General features: G+C 70.3%; 22 protein-coding genes. 17 read left to right on the top strand and 5 right to left on the bottom strand.

The genetic code is table 11. The features are described from left to right. Positions 1-215 precede the first annotated feature (215 nt). From ACFC0G_RS00680 to ACFC0G_RS00670, 3 genes are all read left to right on the top strand, one after another. Entirely contained in the window at positions 216-1163 is a 948-nt protein-coding gene (locus ACFC0G_RS00680) for a heme o synthase (protein WP_376394971.1), read from the top strand. Between the two features lie 118 nt (positions 1164-1281). Further along, positions 1282-1602, top strand: a complete 321-nt coding sequence (locus tag ACFC0G_RS00675; protein WP_376394968.1) for a hypothetical protein — start codon at positions 1282-1284, stop codon at positions 1600-1602. A gap of 70 nt (positions 1603-1672) precedes the next feature. Beyond that, positions 1673-2776, top strand: a complete 1104-nt coding sequence (locus ACFC0G_RS00670; RefSeq protein ID WP_376394965.1) for an amidohydrolase family protein — start codon at positions 1673-1675, stop codon at positions 2774-2776. Between the two features lie 29 nt (positions 2777-2805). On the opposite strand, the gene ACFC0G_RS00665 is transcribed toward ACFC0G_RS00670, so the two are convergent. Further along, positions 2806-3777, bottom strand: coding sequence for a heme A synthase (locus ACFC0G_RS00665; protein WP_376394962.1), 972 nt, complete (start codon positions 3775-3777; stop codon positions 2806-2808). A 187-nt stretch (positions 3778-3964) separates the two neighbouring features. Here ACFC0G_RS00665 and ACFC0G_RS00660 point away from each other — a divergent pair, with 187 nt between their 5' ends. Next, positions 3965-5170: an RNA-guided endonuclease InsQ/TnpB family protein gene (locus ACFC0G_RS00660; protein ID WP_376396108.1), complete on the top strand. Its 1206-nt coding sequence runs from the start codon at positions 3965-3967 to the stop codon at positions 5168-5170. A gap of 34 nt (positions 5171-5204) precedes the next feature. Here the strand turns inward: ACFC0G_RS00660 and ACFC0G_RS00655 are convergent, their stop codons facing one another. Beyond that, positions 5205-5972: an ABC transporter permease gene (locus ACFC0G_RS00655; protein ID WP_376394959.1), complete on the bottom strand. Its 768-nt coding sequence runs from the start codon at positions 5970-5972 to the stop codon at positions 5205-5207. Beyond that, positions 5969-6904: an ABC transporter ATP-binding protein gene (locus ACFC0G_RS00650; protein ID WP_376394956.1), complete on the bottom strand. Its 936-nt coding sequence runs from the start codon at positions 6902-6904 to the stop codon at positions 5969-5971. Before ACFC0G_RS00650 ends, ACFC0G_RS00655 begins: the two co-directional genes overlap by 4 nt. 111 nt (positions 6905-7015) lie before the next feature. Between ACFC0G_RS00650 and ACFC0G_RS00645 the strand changes: the two genes are divergently transcribed. From ACFC0G_RS00645 to ACFC0G_RS00605, 9 genes are all read left to right on the top strand, one after another. Next, a complete protein-coding gene (locus ACFC0G_RS00645; protein WP_376394953.1) occupies positions 7016-7318 on the top strand; it encodes a hypothetical protein in 303 nt (100 codons plus the stop codon). Positions 7319-7336: 18 nt separating this feature from the next. Beyond that, positions 7337-8062 (top strand): helix-turn-helix transcriptional regulator, encoded by a 726-nt coding sequence (locus ACFC0G_RS00640; RefSeq protein WP_376394950.1) that lies wholly within the window; start codon positions 7337-7339, stop codon positions 8060-8062. Next, complete coding sequence (gene sufB, locus ACFC0G_RS00635) at positions 8059-9474, top strand: Fe-S cluster assembly protein SufB (RefSeq protein ID WP_376394946.1); 1416 nt, start codon at positions 8059-8061, stop codon at positions 9472-9474. The genes ACFC0G_RS00640 and sufB overlap by 4 nt, the downstream gene beginning before the upstream one ends. Positions 9475-9546: 72 nt before the next feature. Beyond that, positions 9547-10728, top strand: coding sequence for a Fe-S cluster assembly protein SufD (gene sufD / locus ACFC0G_RS00630; RefSeq protein WP_376394943.1), 1182 nt, complete (start codon positions 9547-9549; stop codon positions 10726-10728). Then, positions 10728-11045, top strand: a complete 318-nt coding sequence (locus ACFC0G_RS00625) for a bifunctional 3-phenylpropionate/cinnamic acid dioxygenase ferredoxin subunit (protein ID WP_030322524.1) — start codon at positions 10728-10730, stop codon at positions 11043-11045. The genes sufD and ACFC0G_RS00625 overlap by 1 nt, the downstream gene beginning before the upstream one ends. A gap of 7 nt (positions 11046-11052) precedes the next feature. After that, the gene (sufC, locus tag ACFC0G_RS00620) at positions 11053-11820 is read left to right on the top strand and encodes a Fe-S cluster assembly ATPase SufC (protein WP_024757174.1); all 768 of its coding nucleotides are present in this window, start codon (positions 11053-11055) and stop codon (positions 11818-11820) included. Continuing rightward, a complete protein-coding gene (locus ACFC0G_RS00615) occupies positions 11817-13085 on the top strand; it encodes a cysteine desulfurase (protein WP_024757175.1) in 1269 nt (422 codons plus the stop codon). Before sufC ends, ACFC0G_RS00615 begins: the two co-directional genes overlap by 4 nt. A gap of 10 nt (positions 13086-13095) precedes the next feature. Beyond that, the gene (sufU, locus tag ACFC0G_RS00610; RefSeq protein ID WP_376394938.1) at positions 13096-13557 is read left to right on the top strand and encodes a Fe-S cluster assembly sulfur transfer protein SufU; all 462 of its coding nucleotides are present in this window, start codon (positions 13096-13098) and stop codon (positions 13555-13557) included. Beyond that, positions 13554-13892, top strand: a complete 339-nt coding sequence (locus tag ACFC0G_RS00605; protein ID WP_024757177.1) for a metal-sulfur cluster assembly factor — start codon at positions 13554-13556, stop codon at positions 13890-13892. The genes sufU and ACFC0G_RS00605 overlap by 4 nt, the downstream gene beginning before the upstream one ends. 84 nt (positions 13893-13976) lie before the next feature. On the opposite strand, the gene ACFC0G_RS00600 is transcribed toward ACFC0G_RS00605, so the two are convergent. Then, positions 13977-15035: an oxidoreductase gene (locus tag ACFC0G_RS00600; RefSeq protein ID WP_376394934.1), complete on the bottom strand. Its 1059-nt coding sequence runs from the start codon at positions 15033-15035 to the stop codon at positions 13977-13979. 62 nt (positions 15036-15097) lie between these two features. On the opposite strand from ACFC0G_RS00600, the gene ACFC0G_RS00595 reads away from it, so the two are divergent. From ACFC0G_RS00595 to ACFC0G_RS00580, 4 genes are all read left to right on the top strand, one after another. Further along, on the top strand, positions 15098-15418 hold the full coding sequence (locus ACFC0G_RS00595; protein ID WP_329624136.1) for a multidrug efflux SMR transporter: 321 nt from the start codon (positions 15098-15100) through the stop codon (positions 15416-15418). Next, a complete protein-coding gene (locus ACFC0G_RS00590) occupies positions 15418-16020 on the top strand; it encodes a TetR/AcrR family transcriptional regulator (RefSeq protein WP_376394930.1) in 603 nt (200 codons plus the stop codon). The genes ACFC0G_RS00595 and ACFC0G_RS00590 overlap by 1 nt, the downstream gene beginning before the upstream one ends. Before the next feature lie 44 nt (positions 16021-16064). Next, on the top strand, positions 16065-17048 hold the full coding sequence (dapD, locus tag ACFC0G_RS00585) for a 2,3,4,5-tetrahydropyridine-2,6-dicarboxylate N-succinyltransferase (RefSeq protein WP_376394927.1): 984 nt from the start codon (positions 16065-16067) through the stop codon (positions 17046-17048). Positions 17049-17126: 78 nt separating this feature from the next. Continuing rightward, a complete protein-coding gene (locus ACFC0G_RS00580; protein ID WP_055644201.1) occupies positions 17127-17345 on the top strand; it encodes a hypothetical protein in 219 nt (72 codons plus the stop codon). On the opposite strand, the gene dapA is transcribed toward ACFC0G_RS00580, so the two are convergent. Then, positions 17324-18217 (bottom strand): 4-hydroxy-tetrahydrodipicolinate synthase, encoded by an 894-nt coding sequence (gene dapA, locus ACFC0G_RS00575; RefSeq protein WP_376394923.1) that lies wholly within the window; start codon positions 18215-18217, stop codon positions 17324-17326. The two genes, ACFC0G_RS00580 and dapA, sit on opposite strands and share 22 nt — an antisense overlap. Positions 18218-18246 lie beyond the last annotated feature (29 nt).

Below are 18246 nucleotides of genomic sequence, written 5' to 3'. Positions count from 1 at the left end.
CGGGCCCCTCAAATGAGCGGACACAGCAAGACTGCCGGTGGCCGTGTCGGTTCGCCTCCCGAGCGGTGTCCACGCCTTGGGACACACCCCTCCAACACGACCCCACCCCCGCGAAGATCGGCGTCTGGGCAACGTCTACAGTGGCGTGGTACGCGCAAGCTTCACCCCGTCTTCATCAGGGGAGCTTGCTGGGAATTTCTCTGTCAGGGGTGTGCGTGACGGCCGTCGAGTCCCGACCCGCAGGGGTCGTCTTGACTCCCAGCCCGGGGGCCCATCGGCCGTTCGGGGCCCGCGTCAAGGCATACGTGGCGCTGACCAAGCCGCGGATCATCGAGCTGCTGCTCATCACGACCGTTCCGGTGATGTTCCTCGCCGAACAGGGCGTGCCGAACCTGTGGCTGGTGCTCGCCACCTGCTTCGGCGGCTACCTGTCGGCGGGCGGCGCCAACGCGCTGAACATGTACATCGACCGCGACATCGACGCCCTGATGGACCGCACCTCCCAGCGCCCGCTGGTCACCGGTGTGCTCACGCCGCGTGAGGGCCTCGTCTTCGGCCTCAGCCTCGCCGTGATCTCCACGCTCTGGTTCGGCCTGCTGGTCAACTGGCTCTCCGCCGCGCTCTCGCTCGGCGCGCTCCTCTTCTACGTGGTCGTCTACACGATGATCCTGAAGCGGCGCACCGCGCAGAACATCGTCTGGGGCGGCATCGCCGGCTGCCTGCCGGTGCTCATCGGCTGGTCGGCCGTGACGAACTCGATGTCGTGGGCCGCGATCATCCTCTTCCTCGTCATCTTCTTCTGGACGCCGCCGCACTACTGGCCGCTCTCGATGAAGGTCAAGGACGACTACGCCCGCGCCGGCGTGCCGATGCTCCCCGTCCTCGCCTCCAACAAGGTCGTGGCCAAGCAGATCGTCGCCTACAGCTGGGTGATGGTCGCCGTCTCCCTGCTGCTGACCCCGCTCGGCTACACCGGCTGGTTCTACACGGCCGTGGCGCTGATCACCGGCGGCTGGTGGCTGTGGGAGGCCCACGGGCTGCTCAACCGCGCGAAGGCGGGCGCGACCGGCGCGAAGCTCAAGGAGATGCGCCTCTTCCACTGGTCCATCACCTACGTCTCGCTGCTCTTCGTGGCGGTCGCGGTGGACCCCTTCCTCCGCTAGTTCCTCCAGCGGGCGCGAAGCGCTCAGATGATTCGCTCGGCCGACGGCCGGGTCACGTGGGATAGACCACGTGGCCCGGCCGTCGCCAGTCGATCTACCCCTCGGTAGCATCCTTGACATGGCAGAAACGAAGCAGGAAGAGCGCAGGGCGGCCAGGCTCGCGAAGCAGATCCGGGCGTTCTCCGCGGAGCACGGCGGCGCCGAGGGCCAGCTCGCCCACATCGGCCAGGCGGGCACCCGGATCGTCCTCGTCGGCACGGACGGCGGCTGGGGCGACCTGGTGGCCCCCACGTACCCGATCGCGCAGCAGGCCGCCGAGAAGGCCGGTCTGACGCTCCACGACGAGTTCGACGGCGAGTTCGCCGCGAAGGTCGTCACCGGCCCGTACGAGTGGAGCCGGATGGCCGGTATCCAGATCGGCGGCCCCTCCAACAGCTGAGGCAACAACCTCGCGCGGGGCTCACCCGTTAGGACGTGTGGAGACACGTCCACACAGGGAGCCCCCCGAGATGATCGACACGCCGAGCCTGGTGGACCAGTACTGCCACGGAGTGCTCCGTACGGAGCTCGGCCTCGGCACCTTCGAGACCCGCCTCGGCGCGCACCTCGGCGACCGGGGCGACGGTCCGCCCGGCCTGCCCGCCGCCGGGACGACCTTCTTCGACACCCAGACCGGATTCGCGGTACGGCGCTGGTGTCCGCCGCTCCTCGGCCTCGAACCGCACTGCCCGCCGGCCCGCTACCTCGCCCGCCGTCGCGAACTCGGCGTCGTCGAGGCCGGCCGCCGGCTCCTGAGGGCCTCCGGGATCTCCACCTACCTGGTGGACACGGGGCTCCCCGGCGATCTGACCGGGCCCGCCGAGATCGCCGCCGCGGGCGACGCCGAGGCCCACGAGATCGTCCGCCTCGAACCCCTCGCCGAACAGGTCGCCGACACCTCTGGGACCGTCGAGGCGTTCCTCGCCAACCTCGCCGAGGCCGTCCACGGGGCCGCCGCGAACGCCGTCGCCTTCACCTCGGTGGAGGGCGTACGCCGAGGGCTCGCGACGGCGCCCGAGCCACCGGGACCGGGGGAGGTGCGCGGGGCGGCGGGGCGCTGGCTGGCCGGACGCCCGGCGGGCGGGCGGCTCACCGACCCCGTCCTGCTGCGGCATCTCCTCTGGATCGCCGTCACCGCGGGGCGCCCGCTCCAGCTGCACACGGGGGCCCGCGACCCGGCCGTCCTCGGCGGCTTCGCCGCCGCCACGACGGGGCTCGGCGCCGACCTCGTCCTGCTGCACGCCTACCCGCACCACCGCGCGGCGGCGCACCTGACGGTCGTCCACCCGCACGTGTACGCGGACCTCGGCCCCGTCCTCGCCCACACCGGGGCCCGGGCGGCGGCCGTCCTCGCCGAGGTCCTGGAACGGGCGCCGTTCGGCAAGCTGCTGTTCTCCAGTGGCGCCCAGGGGCTGCCCGAGCTCCACGTGGTCGCCGCCGGCGCCTTCCGCTCGGCGCTCACGCGGGTGCTCGGCGAGTGGGTGTCGGAGGGCGCCTGGTCCCACGCGGACGCCCAGCGCGTCGCCACGATGCTCGCGGCGGGCAACGCCCGGCGGGTCTACCGACTGGCCTGAGGCCCGTCGGTGGACCCCGGACCGGTGGATCAGACGGTCGCCGTGAGCTCCGGGTCGGCCTGGGCCGGGATCTCCGCCGTCGCCACCGGGCGCTCGCGCAGGCTCAGGGCCAGCCGCAGCACCGCGATCCACATCAGCGAGGAGCCGAGCATGTGGACGGCGACCAGGACCTCGGGGACCCCGGTGAAGTACTGGACGTAGCCGATCCCGCCCTGCGCGAGCAGCACGATCAGGAGGTCACGGGCCCGGGCCCGGGTGTCGTCCGGGGCGTCCACCACGCGCAGCACCAGCCACATGGCGAGCGCGAGCGCGCAGACGACCCAGGCGGCGATGGCGTGGAGGTGGGCGGCGTTCGTCCAGTCCCACGGCATGCGCGGGACCTCGCTGCTGTCACCGGCGTGCTTGCCGGCGCCGGTCACCGTCGTACCGAGCACGATGAGCAGACCCGAGGCGATCGTGATCGCCCACGACAGCTTGCGGACCGGGCGCGGCGCGCGCGGCCGGGGGGCGGTGTCGCCCTCGCCGGTCCGGTGCCAGGTGATGACCGCGACCGTGAGCAGGGCGTTCGCGGCCAGGAAGTGGCCGGCGACCGTCCACGGGTTGAGGCCCATCCACACCGTGATGCCGCCGATGACGGCGTTGCTCATCACGATCCAGAACTGCGCCCACGCCCAGCGGGTGAGGTTCCGGCGCCACGGCTTGGTCGACCGGGCGGCGATGATCGCCCACCCGACGGCCGCCGACAGGACGTACGTCAGCATCCGGTTGCCGAACTCGATCATGCCGCGGTAGCCCTGCTCCGGCGTCACGATGAGGCTGTCGTCCGTGCACTTCGGCCACGTGTCGCAGCCGAGACCGGAACCGGTCAGCCGGACCGCGCCACCCGTGACGATGATGAACACGCTCATCACGACGGCGGAGAGCGCGGCGCGCCGGAGAGTCCGGGGGGACGGGGTCCAGCGCTGGGCGATGAAGGCGAGGGGGGTCAGCACGGGCCCCATCGTAGGACGGGGCTTGTGCACGCTTTCACGAGGGGGGTGGCTTGTCGGGATGCGTCACCCTCTGAGTCTTATCGACTACAGCGTTCAGCCGTTGATGCGCTGGGTTTGCGCTGACCGAACCCGCGGTGACGCCTCGAATGAATGTTCTTGTGTCGGATGGTGGGGCGATGGTCGTACGTTGAGCGTCGTGCAGCTTCGGTACTCGTTTCGCGTGTACCCGAACGGTTCGCAGCGTGCGGCGTTGGCGAGGGCGTTCGGGTGTGCGCGGGTGGTCTACAACGACGCGCTCCGCGCTCGCGAGATCGCCCTCGCTGAGGGGCTGCCGTTCCCGAAGACCGGGGATCTGTCCAAGGCCTTGATCACCGAGGCGAAGAGGACCGCCGAGCGTGCCTGGCTGGCCGAGGTTTCGGCTGTGGTGCTTCAGCAGTCGTTGCGGGATCTGGACACCGCGTACCGGAACTTCTTCGACGGTCTGAAGGGCAAACGTCCGCGGATGGGCGCGCCCCGGTTCAAGTCGAAGCGGGACGGTCGGCAGGCGGTCCGGTTCACCGCGAACGCGCGATGGAAGATCACTCCGGGTGGCGACCTGTCGCTGCCGAAGATCGGGGACGTGAGGGTGAAGTGGTCCCGCGCCCTGCCGTCCGTGCCGGCGACGGTGACCGTGATCAAGGACGCGGCCGGCCGGTACTTCGCGTCGTTCGTGGTGGAGACCGATCCGGCCGTGCTGCCCGAGGTGGAACCGGTCGTCGGCATCGACCTGGGCCTCGGGCACTTCGCAGTGCTCTCCGACGGCACGAAGATCGATGCCCCGCGCTTCCTGCGCCGGGCGGAGAAGAAGCTCAAGAAGGCCCAGCGGAATCTGAGCCGTAAGGCCAAGGGCAGCAACAACCGGGACAAGGCCCGCGTCAAGGTCGCCCGTGCGCACGCGCGGGTGGCCGACGCGCGGCGCGAGTTCCACCATCAGCTCTCCACGAAGGTCATCCGCGAGAACCAAGCGGTGGCCGTGGAGAACCTGGCGGTGAAAGGGCTCGCCCGTACGCGCCTGGCCAAGTCCGTCCACGATGCCGGCTGGACGTCGTTCGTCGCGATGCTGGAGTACAAGGCCGCCCTGTACGGCCGGACCTTCCTCCGCATCGGACGATTCGAGCCCACCAGCCAAGTCTGCTGCGTATGCGGGACCAAGGACGGCCCCAAACCCCTGCACATCCGCCTGTGGGAGTGCCAGGGCTGCGGGACCGTCCTCGACCGTGACATCAACGCGGCCGTCAACATCGCCAAGGCCGCCGGACTGGCGGTGTCAGCCTGTCGAGCGCAGGTAAGCCGGGGACTCGTCCCCGCACAGCGCGAAGAAGCAGGAACCCGCCCGACACCTTGGCCCTCGACGGCACGGTAAGCGGGGATCGCCGCCTCTCAAGGCGGCGAGGAGGTCAATCCCAGCGGAAGAACTTCGCCGCCGCGCCGAGGCCGAGGACCGCCCAGATCGTCAGGATCAGCGCGTTGCCCCAGGGCATCGACGCACCGTTCTGGAGGACGTCCCGGAGGCCGTCGGAGAGGGCGGAGATCGGGAGGAGTTCCAGGAGGGAGCGGGCCGGTTCGGGGAACTTGTCCAGGGGCACGATGACCCCGCCGCCCACCAGGAGCAGCAGGAAGACCAGGTTGGCGGCGGCCAGGGTGGCCTCCGCCTTGAGGGTGCCCGCCATCAGGAGGCCGAGGCCGGAGAAGGCGGCCGTGCCGAGGATCAGGAGGAGGGCGACGGAGGCGGGGTTGCCGTTCGGGGACCAGCCGAGGGCCAGGGCGATCGCCGTGAGGAGCGCGACCTGGAGCACCTCGGTGACGAGGACGGCGAGCGTCTTGGCGGTCATGAGCGCCCAGCGGGGGAGCGGTGAGGCGCCGAGTCGCTTGAGCACCCCGTAGCGCCGCTCGAAACCGGTCGCGATGGCCTGGCCGGTGAAGGCGGTGGAGAGGACGGCGAGGGCGAGGACGCCGGGGGCGAGGAAGTCGACGGCCTTGTCGGCTCCCGTGTCGACGATGTCGACCGTGGAGAACAGGACGAGGAGGAGGGAGGGGATGATCACCGTCAGGAGGAGCTGCTCGCCGTTGCGCAGCAGCATCCGGGTCTCCAGGGCCGTCTGCGCCGCGATCATCCGGCCGACGGGGGCCGCGCCCGGCTTGGGGGAGTAGGTGCCCGTGCTCATGACCGCAGTTCCTTGCCCGTGAGTTCCAGGAAGACGTCTTCCAGGGTGTGGCGTTCGACGGAGATGCCCTCGGGCATGACGCCGTGCTGGGCGCACCAGGTGGTGACCGTGGCGAGCAGCTGGGGGTCGATGGCGCCGGTGATCCGGTACGTGCCCGGGAGGGGTTCCGCGGCGGCCGTGCCGTCCGGGAGCGCCTTGAGCAGGGAGCCGAGGTCGAGCCCGGGGCGTCCGGTGAAGCGCAGGGTGTTCTCGGCGCCGCCGCGGCAGAGCTGCTCGGGGCTGCCCTGGGCGGCGACCCGGCCGGCGTCGACGATGGCGACGTCGTCGGCGAGCTCCTCGGCCTCCTGCATGAAGTGGGTGGTGAGGACGACGGTCACGCCGTCGGCGCGCAGCTCGCGCACGAGGTCCCAGGTGGCGCGGCGGGCCTGCGGGTCGAGTCCGGCGGTGGGCTCGTCGAGGAAGACGAGCTCGGGGCGGCCGACGACGGCCATGGCGAGCGCGAGGCGCTGCTGCTGGCCGCCGGAGAGCCGGCGGTAGGTGGTGCGGCCGCAGGAGCCGAGGCCGAGGCGCTCGATCAGGGCGTCCACGTCGAGGGGGTGGGCGTGCAGCTTCGCCATGTGGCGGAGCATCTCGTCGGCGCGGGCGCCGGAGTAGACGCCGCCGGACTGGAGCATCACGCCGATCCGGGGGCGCAGGGCGGCCGCGTCGGCAATCGGGTCGAGGCCGAGGACGCGGACGGTGCCGCCGTCGGGTCTGCGGTAGCCCTCGCAGGTCTCGATGGTGGTGGTCTTGCCGGCCCCGTTGGGGCCGAGGACGGCGGTGACGGTGTGTGCCCGCACGTCGAGGTCGAGGCCGTCGACGGCGGTCTTGCTTCCGTACCGCTTGACGAGGCCGTGTACGCGGACGGCGCTGTCGACGGACTCATTTCCCATGGGCGGAAGTCTAGAGAGGGGGCGAAGGTCCTTCCGGCGCGGGGCCCGGGTCCCTTGAATCGGGACTTTTACGTGCGGTTCACCCGGGTGGGCGGGCATAGCGTCGGCGGTGTGATCAGCGTGGCGGAGAACCTGCGGGAGACGGCCGGACAGGCCGAGCACAAGGCGCACGACCTGGCCCGGCCCGGCCGCTACGCGGTCTCGGCGATGCTGGCCGGGGCGTACATCGGGATCGGCGGGGTGGCGGAGCGCTTGTGGCCTGCACGTATTGGTTCACCGGACGGCCGGACGCCGACGTGGTGCGGGCCCGTGATTCGTCCTACGAATGATCATTTCCGCAGGTCAGGTAAGCCTTACCTGAGTGACGCACCGCACCGCCGCCGCCGTGGACGCGGCTTGTCAGTCCTCGATTAATTACGCAACAATGGCGTTGTGAAAAACGTTGGCGCGGCTCCCGTGGAGGAACTCGCGACCCGTGAGCGCTCGACGCGCAACCGGGTCGCGCGGTCGATCCTGGACCACGGTCCCTCGACCGTCGCCGATCTGGCCGAGCGACTGCGCCTCACCCAGGCCGCCGTCCGCCGCCACCTCGACTCGCTGGTCGCGGACAACGTCGTCGAGGCCCGCGAGAAGCGCGTCTACGGCGCCCGCGCCCGAGGCCGCCCCGCGAAGATCTTCGCGCTCACCGACTGCGGCCGGGACGAGTTCGACCAGTCGTACGACTCCCTGGCCGTCGAGGCGCTCCGCTGGATCGAGCGCAACGCCGGCGGGGAAGCGGCCGTCGCCGCCTTCGCCCGCGACCGGATCGAGGCCCAGGGCGACACGTACAGGGAAGCCGTCGAGACGGCCGACCCCGCCCGGCGGACCGAGGCACTTGCCAAGGCCCTGACAGCGGACGGGTACGCTGCCACTGCGCGGAACGCGCCGGTCGGCGAGCAGCTCTGCCAGCACCACTGCCCGGTCGCCCACGTCGCCGAGCAGTATCCGCAGCTGTGCGAGGCGGAGACGGAGTTCTTCTCCCGCCTCCTGGGAACGCACGTCCAGCGTCTGGCCACCATCGCGCATGGTGACGGCGTCTGCACGACGTTCATCCCGCACAGCGCCCCACAGACCAGTTCATCAGCATCCGTCAGCACGGCCGGGAGGAACCCCGCATGACCACCGAGATCAGCCACCCCGAGCTTGAGGGCCTGGGTCGGTACGAGTACGGCTGGGCCGACTCCGACACGGCCGGTGCCACGGCCAAGCGCGGTCTGAACGAGGACGTCGTCCGCGACATCTCCTCGAAGAAGAACGAGCCCGAGTGGATGCTGAAGCTGCGTCTCAAGGGTCTGCGGCTCTTCGGCAAGAAGCCCATGCCCACCTGGGGCTCCGACCTCTCCGGCATCGACTTCGACAACATCAAGTACTTCGTGCGGTCCACCGAGAAGCAGGCCGAGTCCTGGGAGGACCTGCCGGAGGACATCAAGAACACGTACGACAAGCTCGGCATCCCGGAGGCGGAGAAGCAGCGCCTCGTCGCCGGTGTCGCCGCCCAGTACGAGTCCGAGGTCGTCTACCACCAGATCCGCGAGGACCTGGAGGAGCAGGGCGTCATCTTCGTCGACACCGACACCGCGCTGAAGGAGCACGAGGAACTCTTCAAGGAGTACTTCGGCACCGTCATCCCGGTCGGCGACAACAAGTTCGCCTCGCTGAACACGGCCGTGTGGTCCGGCGGCTCGTTCATCTACGTGCCGAAGGGCGTCCAGGTCGAGATCCCGCTCCAGGCCTACTTCCGTATCAACACGGAGAACATGGGCCAGTTCGAGCGGACGCTGATCATCGTCGACGAGGACGCCTACGTCCACTACGTCGAGGGCTGCACCGCCCCGATCTACTCCTCGGACTCGCTGCACAGCGCCGTCGTCGAGATCATCGTGAAGAAGGGCGGCCGCTGCCGCTACACGACCATCCAGAACTGGTCGAACAACGTCTACAACCTGGTGACCAAGCGCGCCGTCGCCTACGAGGGCGCCACCATGGAGTGGGTCGACGGCAACATCGGCTCCAAGGTCACCATGAAGTACCCGGCCGTCTACCTCATGGGCGAGCACGCCAAGGGCGAGACGCTGTCCATCGCCTTCGCGGGCGAGGGCCAGCACCAGGACGCCGGCGCCAAGATGGTGCACATGGCCCCGAACACCTCCTCGAACATCGTCTCCAAGTCGGTGGCGCGAGGCGGCGGCCGCACCTCCTACCGCGGTCTCATCGAGATCGGCGAGGGCGCCCCGGGCTCCAAGTCCAACGTGCTCTGCGACGCGCTGCTCGTCGACACGATCTCCCGCTCGGACACGTACCCCTACGTGGACGTGCGCGAGGACGACGTCTCCATGGGCCACGAGGCCACCGTCTCCAAGGTCTCCGAGGACCAGCTCTTCTACCTGATGAGCCGCGGCCTCACCGAGTTCGAGGCCATGGCGATGATCGTCCGCGGCTTCGTCGAGCCCATCGCCAAGGAGCTCCCGATGGAGTACGCCCTGGAGCTCAACCGGCTGATCGAGCTGCAGATGGAAGGCTCGGTCGGCTAAAGCCGCCCCGCAGCCCTTCGCCCCGCAGCGACCGACTTCGTACGTACGCAGGAAGAGAGCAAGACGACAGCCATGGCTGAGGCTCAGAACATCCCGGCGGGCTCCACCACCGCCGGCTCGATCGCGGTGGCCGCCGAGTCCACCGTCGCCACGCGCATGAGCGCGCCCCCGTCCTTCGACGTCGCGGACTTCCCCGTCCCGCACGGCCGTGAGGAGGAGTGGCGGTTCACGCCGCTGGCGCGACTGCGCGGCCTTCACGACGGCACCGCCGTCGCGTCCGGCGAGGGCGTCAAGGTCGAGATCGAGGCCCCCGAGGGCGTCACCGTGGAGACCGTCGGCCGCGAGGACGAGCGGCTCGGCAAGGCGGGCAAGCCCGTCGACCGCGTCGCCGCCCAGGCGTACTCCTCCTTCGAGAAGGCCTCGGTCGTCACCGTCGCCAAGGAGGCCGTCCTCACCGAGCCGATCCGCATCGCCGTGCGCGGCGAGGGCGGGGTCGCCTTCGGCCACCAGGTGATCGAGCTCGGCGCCTTCGCCGAGGCCGTCGTGGTCATCGACCACACCGGTGACGCGGTGCTCGCCGCCAACGTCGACTACGTCCTCGGTGACGGCGCCAAGCTGACCGTCGTCTCCGTCCAGGACTGGGACGAGAAGGCCGTCCACGTCGCCCAGCACAACGCGCTGGTCGGCCGCGACGCCTCCTTCAAGTCGGTGATCGTCACCTTCGGCGGCGATGTCGTCCGCATCCACCCCCGCGTGTCGTACGCGGCCCCCGGCGGCGAGGCCGAGCTCTTCGGCCTGTACTTCACCGACGCCGGCCAGCACCAGGAGCACCGCCTCCTGGTCGACCACAACACCCCGCACTGCAAGTCCAACGTGGCCTACAAGGGCGCGCTGCAGGGCCAGGACGCGCACGCCGTCTGGATCGGCGACGTGCTCATCCAGGCCGCCGCCGAGGGCACCGACACGTACGAGCTCAACCGGAACCTGGTCCTCACGGACGGCGCCCGGGTCGACTCCGTGCCGAACCTGGAGATCGAGACCGGCGAGATCGCCGGTGCCGGTCACGCCTCGGCCACCGGCCGCTTCGACGACGAGCAGCTCTTCTACCTGATGTCCCGCGGCATCTCGCAGGCCGAGGCCCGCCGCCTCGTCGTCCGCGGCTTCTTCGCGGAGCTGGTCCAGCAGATCGGTCTGCCGGACGTCCAGGAGCGCCTCCTCGCCAAGATCGAGGCCGAGCTGGAGGCCTCCGTCTGATGGCCTTCGTCCGAGTCTGCGCACTGAGCGAGCTGGAGGCCGACACCCCGAAGCGGGTCGAGGTCGACGGCACGCCGGTGTCGGTCGTGCACACCGAGGGCGAGGTGTTCGCGATCAACGACATCTGCTCGCACGCGAACGTCTCCCTCTCGGAGGGCGAGGTCGAGGACTGCGCCATCGAGTGCTGGCTGCACGGGTCGAGCTTCGACCTCCGCACGGGCAAGCCCTCCGGCCTTCCCGCGACGCGCCCCGTGCCCGTTTACCCCGTCAAGATCGAAGGGGACGATGTGCTCGTCTCCGTCACCCAGGAGTCCTGAGTCACCCATGGCAACGCTTGAAATCCGCAACCTGCACGTCTCCGTCGAGGCCGAGAACGGCCCCCGCGAGATCCTCAAGGGTGTCGACCTGACCATCAAGCAGGGCGAGACCCACGCCGTCATGGGCCCCAACGGCTCCGGCAAGTCGACCCTGGCGTACTCGCTCGCCGGCCACCCGAAGTACACGGTCACCGGCGGCACCGTCACCCTCGACGGCGAGGACGTCCTGGAGATGTCGGTCGACGAGCGCGCCCGCGCCGGCGTCTTCCTGGCCATGCAGTACCCGGTCGAGGTCCCCGGTGTCTCGGTCTCCAACTTCCTGCGCACCTCCGCCACCGCCATCCGCGGCGAGGCCCCCAAGCTGCGCACCTGGGTGAAGGAGGTCAAGTCCGCGATGGAGCAGCTCCAGATGGACCCGGCCTTCGCCGAGCGCAACGTCAACGAGGGCTTCTCCGGCGGTGAGAAGAAGCGCCACGAGATCCTCCAGCTGGAGCTCCTCAAGCCGAAGATCGCGATCCTCGACGAGACCGACTCGGGCCTCGACGTCGACGCGCTGCGCCAGGTCTCCGAGGGCGTCAACCGCGTCCGCGAGACCGGCGAGGTCGGCACCCTGCTGATCACGCACTACACGCGCATCCTGCGCTACATCAAGCCCGACTTCGTTCACGTCTTCTCCGAGGGCCGCATCGTCGAGTCCGGTGGCGCCGAGCTTGCCGACAAGCTGGAGAACGAGGGCTACGAGGCCTACAGCACGAAGGGTGGCGCATCCGCGTGACATCTGCCCATCAGGGGCTCTCCGGCCTCCTCGACACCGAGGCGATCCGCAAGGACTTCCCGCTCCTGGATCGCGTGGTCCACGACGGCAAGAAGATCGTGTACCTGGACTCCGCGGCGACCTCGCAGAAGCCGCGCCAGGTCCTCGACGCGCTGAACGAGTACTACGAGCAGCACAACGCCAACGTGCACCGTGGCGTGTACCTGGTCGCCGAGGAGGCGACGGCGCTGTACGAGGGCGCCCGCGACAAGGTCGCGGCGTTCATCAACGCGCCGAGCCGCGACGAGGTGATCTTCACCAAGAACGCCTCGGAGTCGCTCAACCTCGTGGCCAACATGCTGGGCTGGGCCGACGAGCCCTACCGCGTGGACCACGAGACCGAGATCGCCATCACGGAGATGGAGCACCACTCCAACATCGTGCCGTGGCAGCTGCTCTCGCAGCGCACGGGCGCGAAGCTGAAGTGGTTCGGCCTCACCGACGACGGCCGTCTCGACCTCTCGAACATCGAAGAGGTCATCACCGAGAAGACCAAGATCGTCTCGTTCACGCTGGTCTCGAACCTGCTGGGCACGATCAACCCGGTCGAGACGATCATCCGTCGCGCCCAGGAGGTCGGTGCGCTCGTCTGCATCGACGCCTCGCAGGCGGCCCCGCACATGGTCCTGGACGTGCAGGCGCTCCAGGCCGACTTCGTGGCCTTCACCGGCCACAAGATGTGCGGTCCGACGGGCATCGGCGTCCTGTGGGGACGGCAGGAGCTCCTGGAGGACCTCCCGCCCTTCCTCGGCGGCGGCGAGATGATCGAGACCGTGTCGATGCACTCCTCGACCTACGCTCCGGCCCCGCACAAGTTCGAGGCGGGTACGCCCCCGATCGCCCAGGCCGTCGGCCTCGGTGCGGCCGTGGACTACCTGTCGGCGATCGGCATGGAGAACATCGCGCGCCACGAGCACGCGATCACCGAGTACGCCGTTCGGCGCCTCCAGGAGGTCCCGGACCTGCGGATCATCGGCCCCACCACGGCCGAGGACCGCGGCGCGGCGATCTCCTTCACGCTCGGCGACATCCACCCGCACGACGTGGGTCAGGTGCTCGACGAGGAGGGCATCGCGGTCCGGGTCGGCCACCACTGCGCGCGGCCGGTCTGCCTGCGGTACGGAATTCCTGCGACCACGCGGGCGTCGTTCTATCTGTACTCCACCCCGGCCGAGGTCGACGCCCTCGTCGCGGGTCTGGAGCACGTACGGAACTTCTTCGGGTAGGGGTTGGGTCGTGAAGCTGGATTCGATGTACCAGGACGTCATCCTGGACCACTACAAGCACCCGCACGGGCGCGGTCTTCGGGACGGCGATGCCGAGGTGCACCACGTCAATCCGACGTGCGGCGACGAGATCACGCTCCGCGTGAAGTACGAGGGCTCGCGCATCGCGGACGTCTCGTACGAAGGTCAGGGCTGCTCGATCAGCCAGGCTTCGGCCTCGGTGCTGAACGAGTTGCTCGTCGGCAAGGAGCTGGCAGAGGCGCAGAAGATCCAGGGCACCTTCCTGGAGCTGATGCAGTCGAAGGGCCAGATCGAGCCCGACGACGCGATGGAGGAGATCCTGGAGGACGCGGTCGCGTTCGCGGGCGTCTCCAAGTACCCGGCCCGTGTGAAGTGCGCGCTGCTCAGCTGGATGGCGTGGAAGGACGCGACCGCCCAGGCGCTGGGTGACGCGGAGAGGAAGTCGGCATGACCGAGAACGCTGGGGCCACGATGAAGCCGGCCTCCGAGGAAGAAGTCCGCGAGGCGCTGTACGACGTCGTCGACCCCGAGCTGGGTATCGACGTGGTCAACCTCGGGCTGATCTACGGCATCCACATCGACGACTCGAACGTCGCGACGCTGGACATGACCCTGACGTCGGCGGCCTGCCCGCTGACCGATGTGATCGAGGACCAGGCGAAGTCCGCGACGGACGGCATCGTCAACGAGCTGAAGATCAACTGGGTCTGGATGCCGCCGTGGGGTCCGGACAAGATCACGGACGACGGTCGCGAGCAGCTGCGCGCGCTCGGCTTCAACGTCTGAGACGCGGATGTGCGAGAACGGCCGTGCCCTTCGGGGCACGGCCGTTTCGCGTGTCCGACCCGGCCGAGGGGATCCGGGAAGCCGTTAGTACAGGCCGGCGGAGCGGGCCAGGTCCGGGGCCAGGTTCTCCTTGCGGATGCGCAGGTCGACGTAGAGCAGGGCCGTCACCATCGGGGGAAAGACGGAGACGACCAGCTGGCTGACGATCTGTCCGGCGAGCAGGAACGCGATGACCACGGCGGAGGCGGCGATCATCGCGCTCGGGTCGTCGCCGGAGAAGTCGATGGCCGCCATCGGCGCCGACGCCACCAGCGAGAGGATCTGCTGGATGATCCAGCCGACGAAGCTGGTCGCCACCGCCACGAGCAGCAGGATGCCGAAGGCGCGCCACCAGGTACCGCGGACGAGGGCCGAGGAACGGCGCATCGAGGCGATCGCGCCCTGGCCCTCCATGACCGCGGCCGCCGGGGCCAGGCTGAACTTCACCCAGATCCAGAGCGCGAGCGGGGTGACGAGCAGCGCCAGGAGGAAGGCCAGGGCGGGCACGAGGATCCAGTTGCCGTCCGCGAGGCCGCTCGAGGTGTTCGAGGCCGCGAACAGAGCCAGGAGCATGCCGACGAAGCCCACGACGAGGAGCGCGAAGGGGATCACCAGGGCGAGGCTCGTCAGGAACACGGTGCCGAGGACGGCCGGCATCCGGGACCAGGCGCGGCGCCAGAGCGCGCGGAAGGTGACCGGGCGGCCGAGGACGGCTTCCTGGATCACGGCGGGGCAGGCCGCCGCCATCAGGGCGTTGGCGCAGAGGAGCGCGAGCAGGGCGGCGATCCAGACGCAGACGAAGGCGACGATCATCGGCCGGACGTCGTCCCACGCCGGTTCCTGACCCGTGGGCAGGTCGAACACGGCGTCGAAGAGGTCGCCCACGGCGGCGAACGCGATGCCGATCGCCGCGACGACGAACAGGAGCGTCGTGCCGTAGACGGCGGCGGTGAAACCGAGCAGCTGCTTCCAGTGGCGCCCGAAGGCGGAGAAGGTGCCGGAGAGGATCGCGCCGAGGGTGAGTGGTGCCAGGGGTATGACCCCGGGTCTCGGGGGCGGAGGCGGGTAGCCGTAGCCGTAAGGCGGCGCTGGGGGAAACGTCATGCCGGATACCGTAGCGGTCGCCGATGTGTACGCCCGTACGCATGATGTGTACTCTCGTACACATGGGTTACGGACTGCTGGCGGGCGCCATCGTGGCGGAAATCCTCGCCACCACCTCGATGAAGTACAGCGACGGCTTCTCCAAGCTCTGGCCCTCGCTGATCACCGGCGCGGGCTACCTGATCGCCTTCGCGCTCCTCGCGCAGGCCCTCAAGACCCTCCAGGTCGGCACCGCGTACGCCATCTGGTCCGGGGTCGGCACCGCCGCCGTCGCCACGATCGGCATCCTCTTCCTCGGCGAGACCCTCAGCCTCGCCAAGATCGCCGGGATCGTCCTCATCGTCGCCGGGGTCGCCGTCCTCCAGCTCGGCGGCGCGCACTGATGGCCCGCGCCCGCCGCCACGACCCCGAGCGGCGCGAGCGGATCGTCGACGCGGCCCTCCGGGTCGTCGGGCGGTCCGGCATCGCCGGGCTGAGCCACCGCACGGTGGCGGCCGAGGCGGACGTGCCGCTCGGCTCCACCACGTACCACTTCGCCTCCCTCGACGAACTCCTCGTCGCCGCGCTCCGCCAGGCCAACGAGGGCTTCGGGCGGCAGCTCCGCGAAAGCCCCGCCCTGGCCGAGCCCGACGCCCCCCTCGCCGCCCCCCTCGCCCGGCTCCTCGGGGAGTGGATGGGCGGCGAACGCACCGGCGTGGAGCTGGAGTACGAGCTCTACCTCGCGGCCCTGCGCCGCCCCGCCCTGCGCCCGGTCGCCGCCGAATGGACCGAGGCCGTCGTCGCCACGCTCGCCGCCCGGACCGATCCCGCCACCGCGCGCGCCGTGGTCGCCCTCATGGACGGCATCTGCCTCCAGGTGCTGCTCACCGACGGCACGTACGACGAGGAACACGCGCGCGAGATGCTGGCGCGGGTCCTGAACGAAGCACCCAAGGCACCGGTCCGGGACTCGTCGGAACCGCCGACGCGCTCGACCGACACCTGAGACCGGTTGGCCCGCGCGGGGGCCCGACCGTTAGGTTTTCCGTCATGACCACTGCTCCTCGCACCACCGGCGCCGTCGCCGCCGGCCTCGCCACCATCGCCGGTGACGGCTCCGTTCTCGACACCTGGTTCCCCGCCCCCGAGCTGACCGACGCGCCCGGCCCCGCCGGCACCGAGCGGCTCACCCCCGAAGAGGCCGTGAACGCCCTCGGCGACGGGGCCGCCAAGGCCCTCGGCGTGGACGCCCGCCGCGGCGTCGAGGTGGTCGCCGTCCGTACCGTCATCTCCTCGCTCGACGACAAGCCGCTCGACGCGCACGACGCCTACCTGCGCCTGCACCTGCTCAGCCACCGGCTCGTCAAGCCGCACGGCCAGAGCCTGGACGGCGTCTTCGGCCTCCTCGCCAACGTCGCCTGGACCTCGCTCGGCCCGGTCGCCGTGGACGACATCGAGAAGGTGCGGCTCAACGCCCGCGCCGAGGGCCTGCACCTCGCCGTGACCAGCATCGACAAGTTCCCGCGCATGACCGACTACGTCGTGCCCGCCGGGGTCCGCATCGCCGACGCCGACCGTGTGCGCCTCGGCGCCCACCTCGCCGCCGGTACCACCGTCATGCACGAGGGCTTCGTCAACTTCAACGCCGGCACCCTCGGCACCTCGATGGTCGAGGGCCGGATCTCCGCCGGCGTCGTCGTCGGCAACGGCTCCGACATCGGCGGCGGCGCCTCCACCATGGGCACCCTCTCCGGCGGCGGCAACGTCGTCATCTCGATCGGCGAGCGCTGCCTGATCGGTGCCGAGGCGGGCGTCGGCATCGCCCTCGGTGACGAGTGCGTCGTCGAGGCCGGCCTGTACGTCACGGCCGGCACCCGGGTCACCATGCCCGACGGCCAGGTCGTCAAGGCCCGTGAGCTCTCCGGCGGCTCGAACATCCTCTTCCGCCGCAACTCGGTCACCGGCGCCGTCGAGGCCCGCCCGAACAACGCGGTCTGGGGCGGACTGAACGAGATCCTCCACAGCCACAACTGATGTGGTGACTCTGCGTTAACAGGGCGCGCGCCCGGCAGGGCGCGGAGTCACTGGACGCAGACAAGGCGAGGAGTCGACATGAGGACGAAGCCCACGGTCGCCGGAGTGCTCACGGCGGTGGCGGTGCTGCTGCCGGCCGGCACGGCCCAGGCGGACGAGACGCACACGCACAACGGCCCGACCGTCACGAACGGCCCCAGCCTCTCGCTCCACACCGGGCAGATCGACGACCCGCTGGAGGACGTCCTGGAGCACGCCGCGATCCTCGGCCGGACCTACACGACCGACTCCGCCTGAGCTCCTCGCAGCAGCGCTTCGAGCGCACCCCGCAGCCCGTCGACCGTCTCCCGGTCGGCGGGCTGCAGCGGTTCCCGCACCGGTCCGCCGAGCAGCGCCTTGGCGGTCACCGTGCCGGGCAGCCCCGAGGCCATCATCAGCTCGGCGAGCGGCAGCGTCAGGGCGTTGAGGCGGGCGGCCTCGGCGGTGTCCCCGGCGTCGAAGGCGTCGAGGACCGCGCGCAGCTGACGGGGGGCCACGTTCGCCACCGTACTGACGTAGCCGGCGCCGCCGACCGCGTACAGCGGGAGGTTCAGCTCCTCGCAGCCCGAGTAGTACGCCAGCCCGGTCTCCGCGATCAGCCGGGCCGCGGCCAGGAAGTCGTACGAGCAGTCCTTCACCGCGACGATCCGCGGGTGCTCGGCGAGCCGCCGCATCGTCGCCGGTTCGACGCGCGTGCCGGTGCGGCCGGGGATGTCGTAGACCATCACCGGCAGCTCCGTCGCGTCCGCGACCTTCAGGAAGTGCGCCTCGACGGCCGCCTGCGGAGGGCGGCTGTAGTACGGGGTGACGACGAGCAGTCCGTCGGCGCCCGCTTTCTCGGCCTGGCGGGCCAGCTCCGCGGTGTGCCGGGTGTCGGCGGTGCCGATGCCCGTGAGGACCGACGGGACCGGGCCGATCGCCGCCCGGACGGCGGAGACGAGCGCGGCCTTCTCGGCGTCGGTGGTGGTCGGCGACTCGCCGGTGGTGCCGTTGAGGACCAGGCCGTCGCAGCCCTCCGCGACGAGACGGGCGGCCAGCTCGCCCGCCCGGTCGAGGTCGAGCGTGCCGGCGGGGGAGAAGGGCGTGACCATCGCGCAGAGCGCGCGGCCGAAAGGACGTTCAGTGCTCATCAGGGAAGTCTGTGCGCAACGGACGGTGA

Origin of the sequence: Streptomyces sp. NPDC056169, assembly GCF_042268445.1 — a bacterium.
Taxonomy (GTDB): domain Bacteria; phylum Actinomycetota; class Actinomycetes; order Streptomycetales; family Streptomycetaceae; genus Streptomyces.
This window is presented reverse-complemented; position numbering and strand designations above follow the sequence as displayed.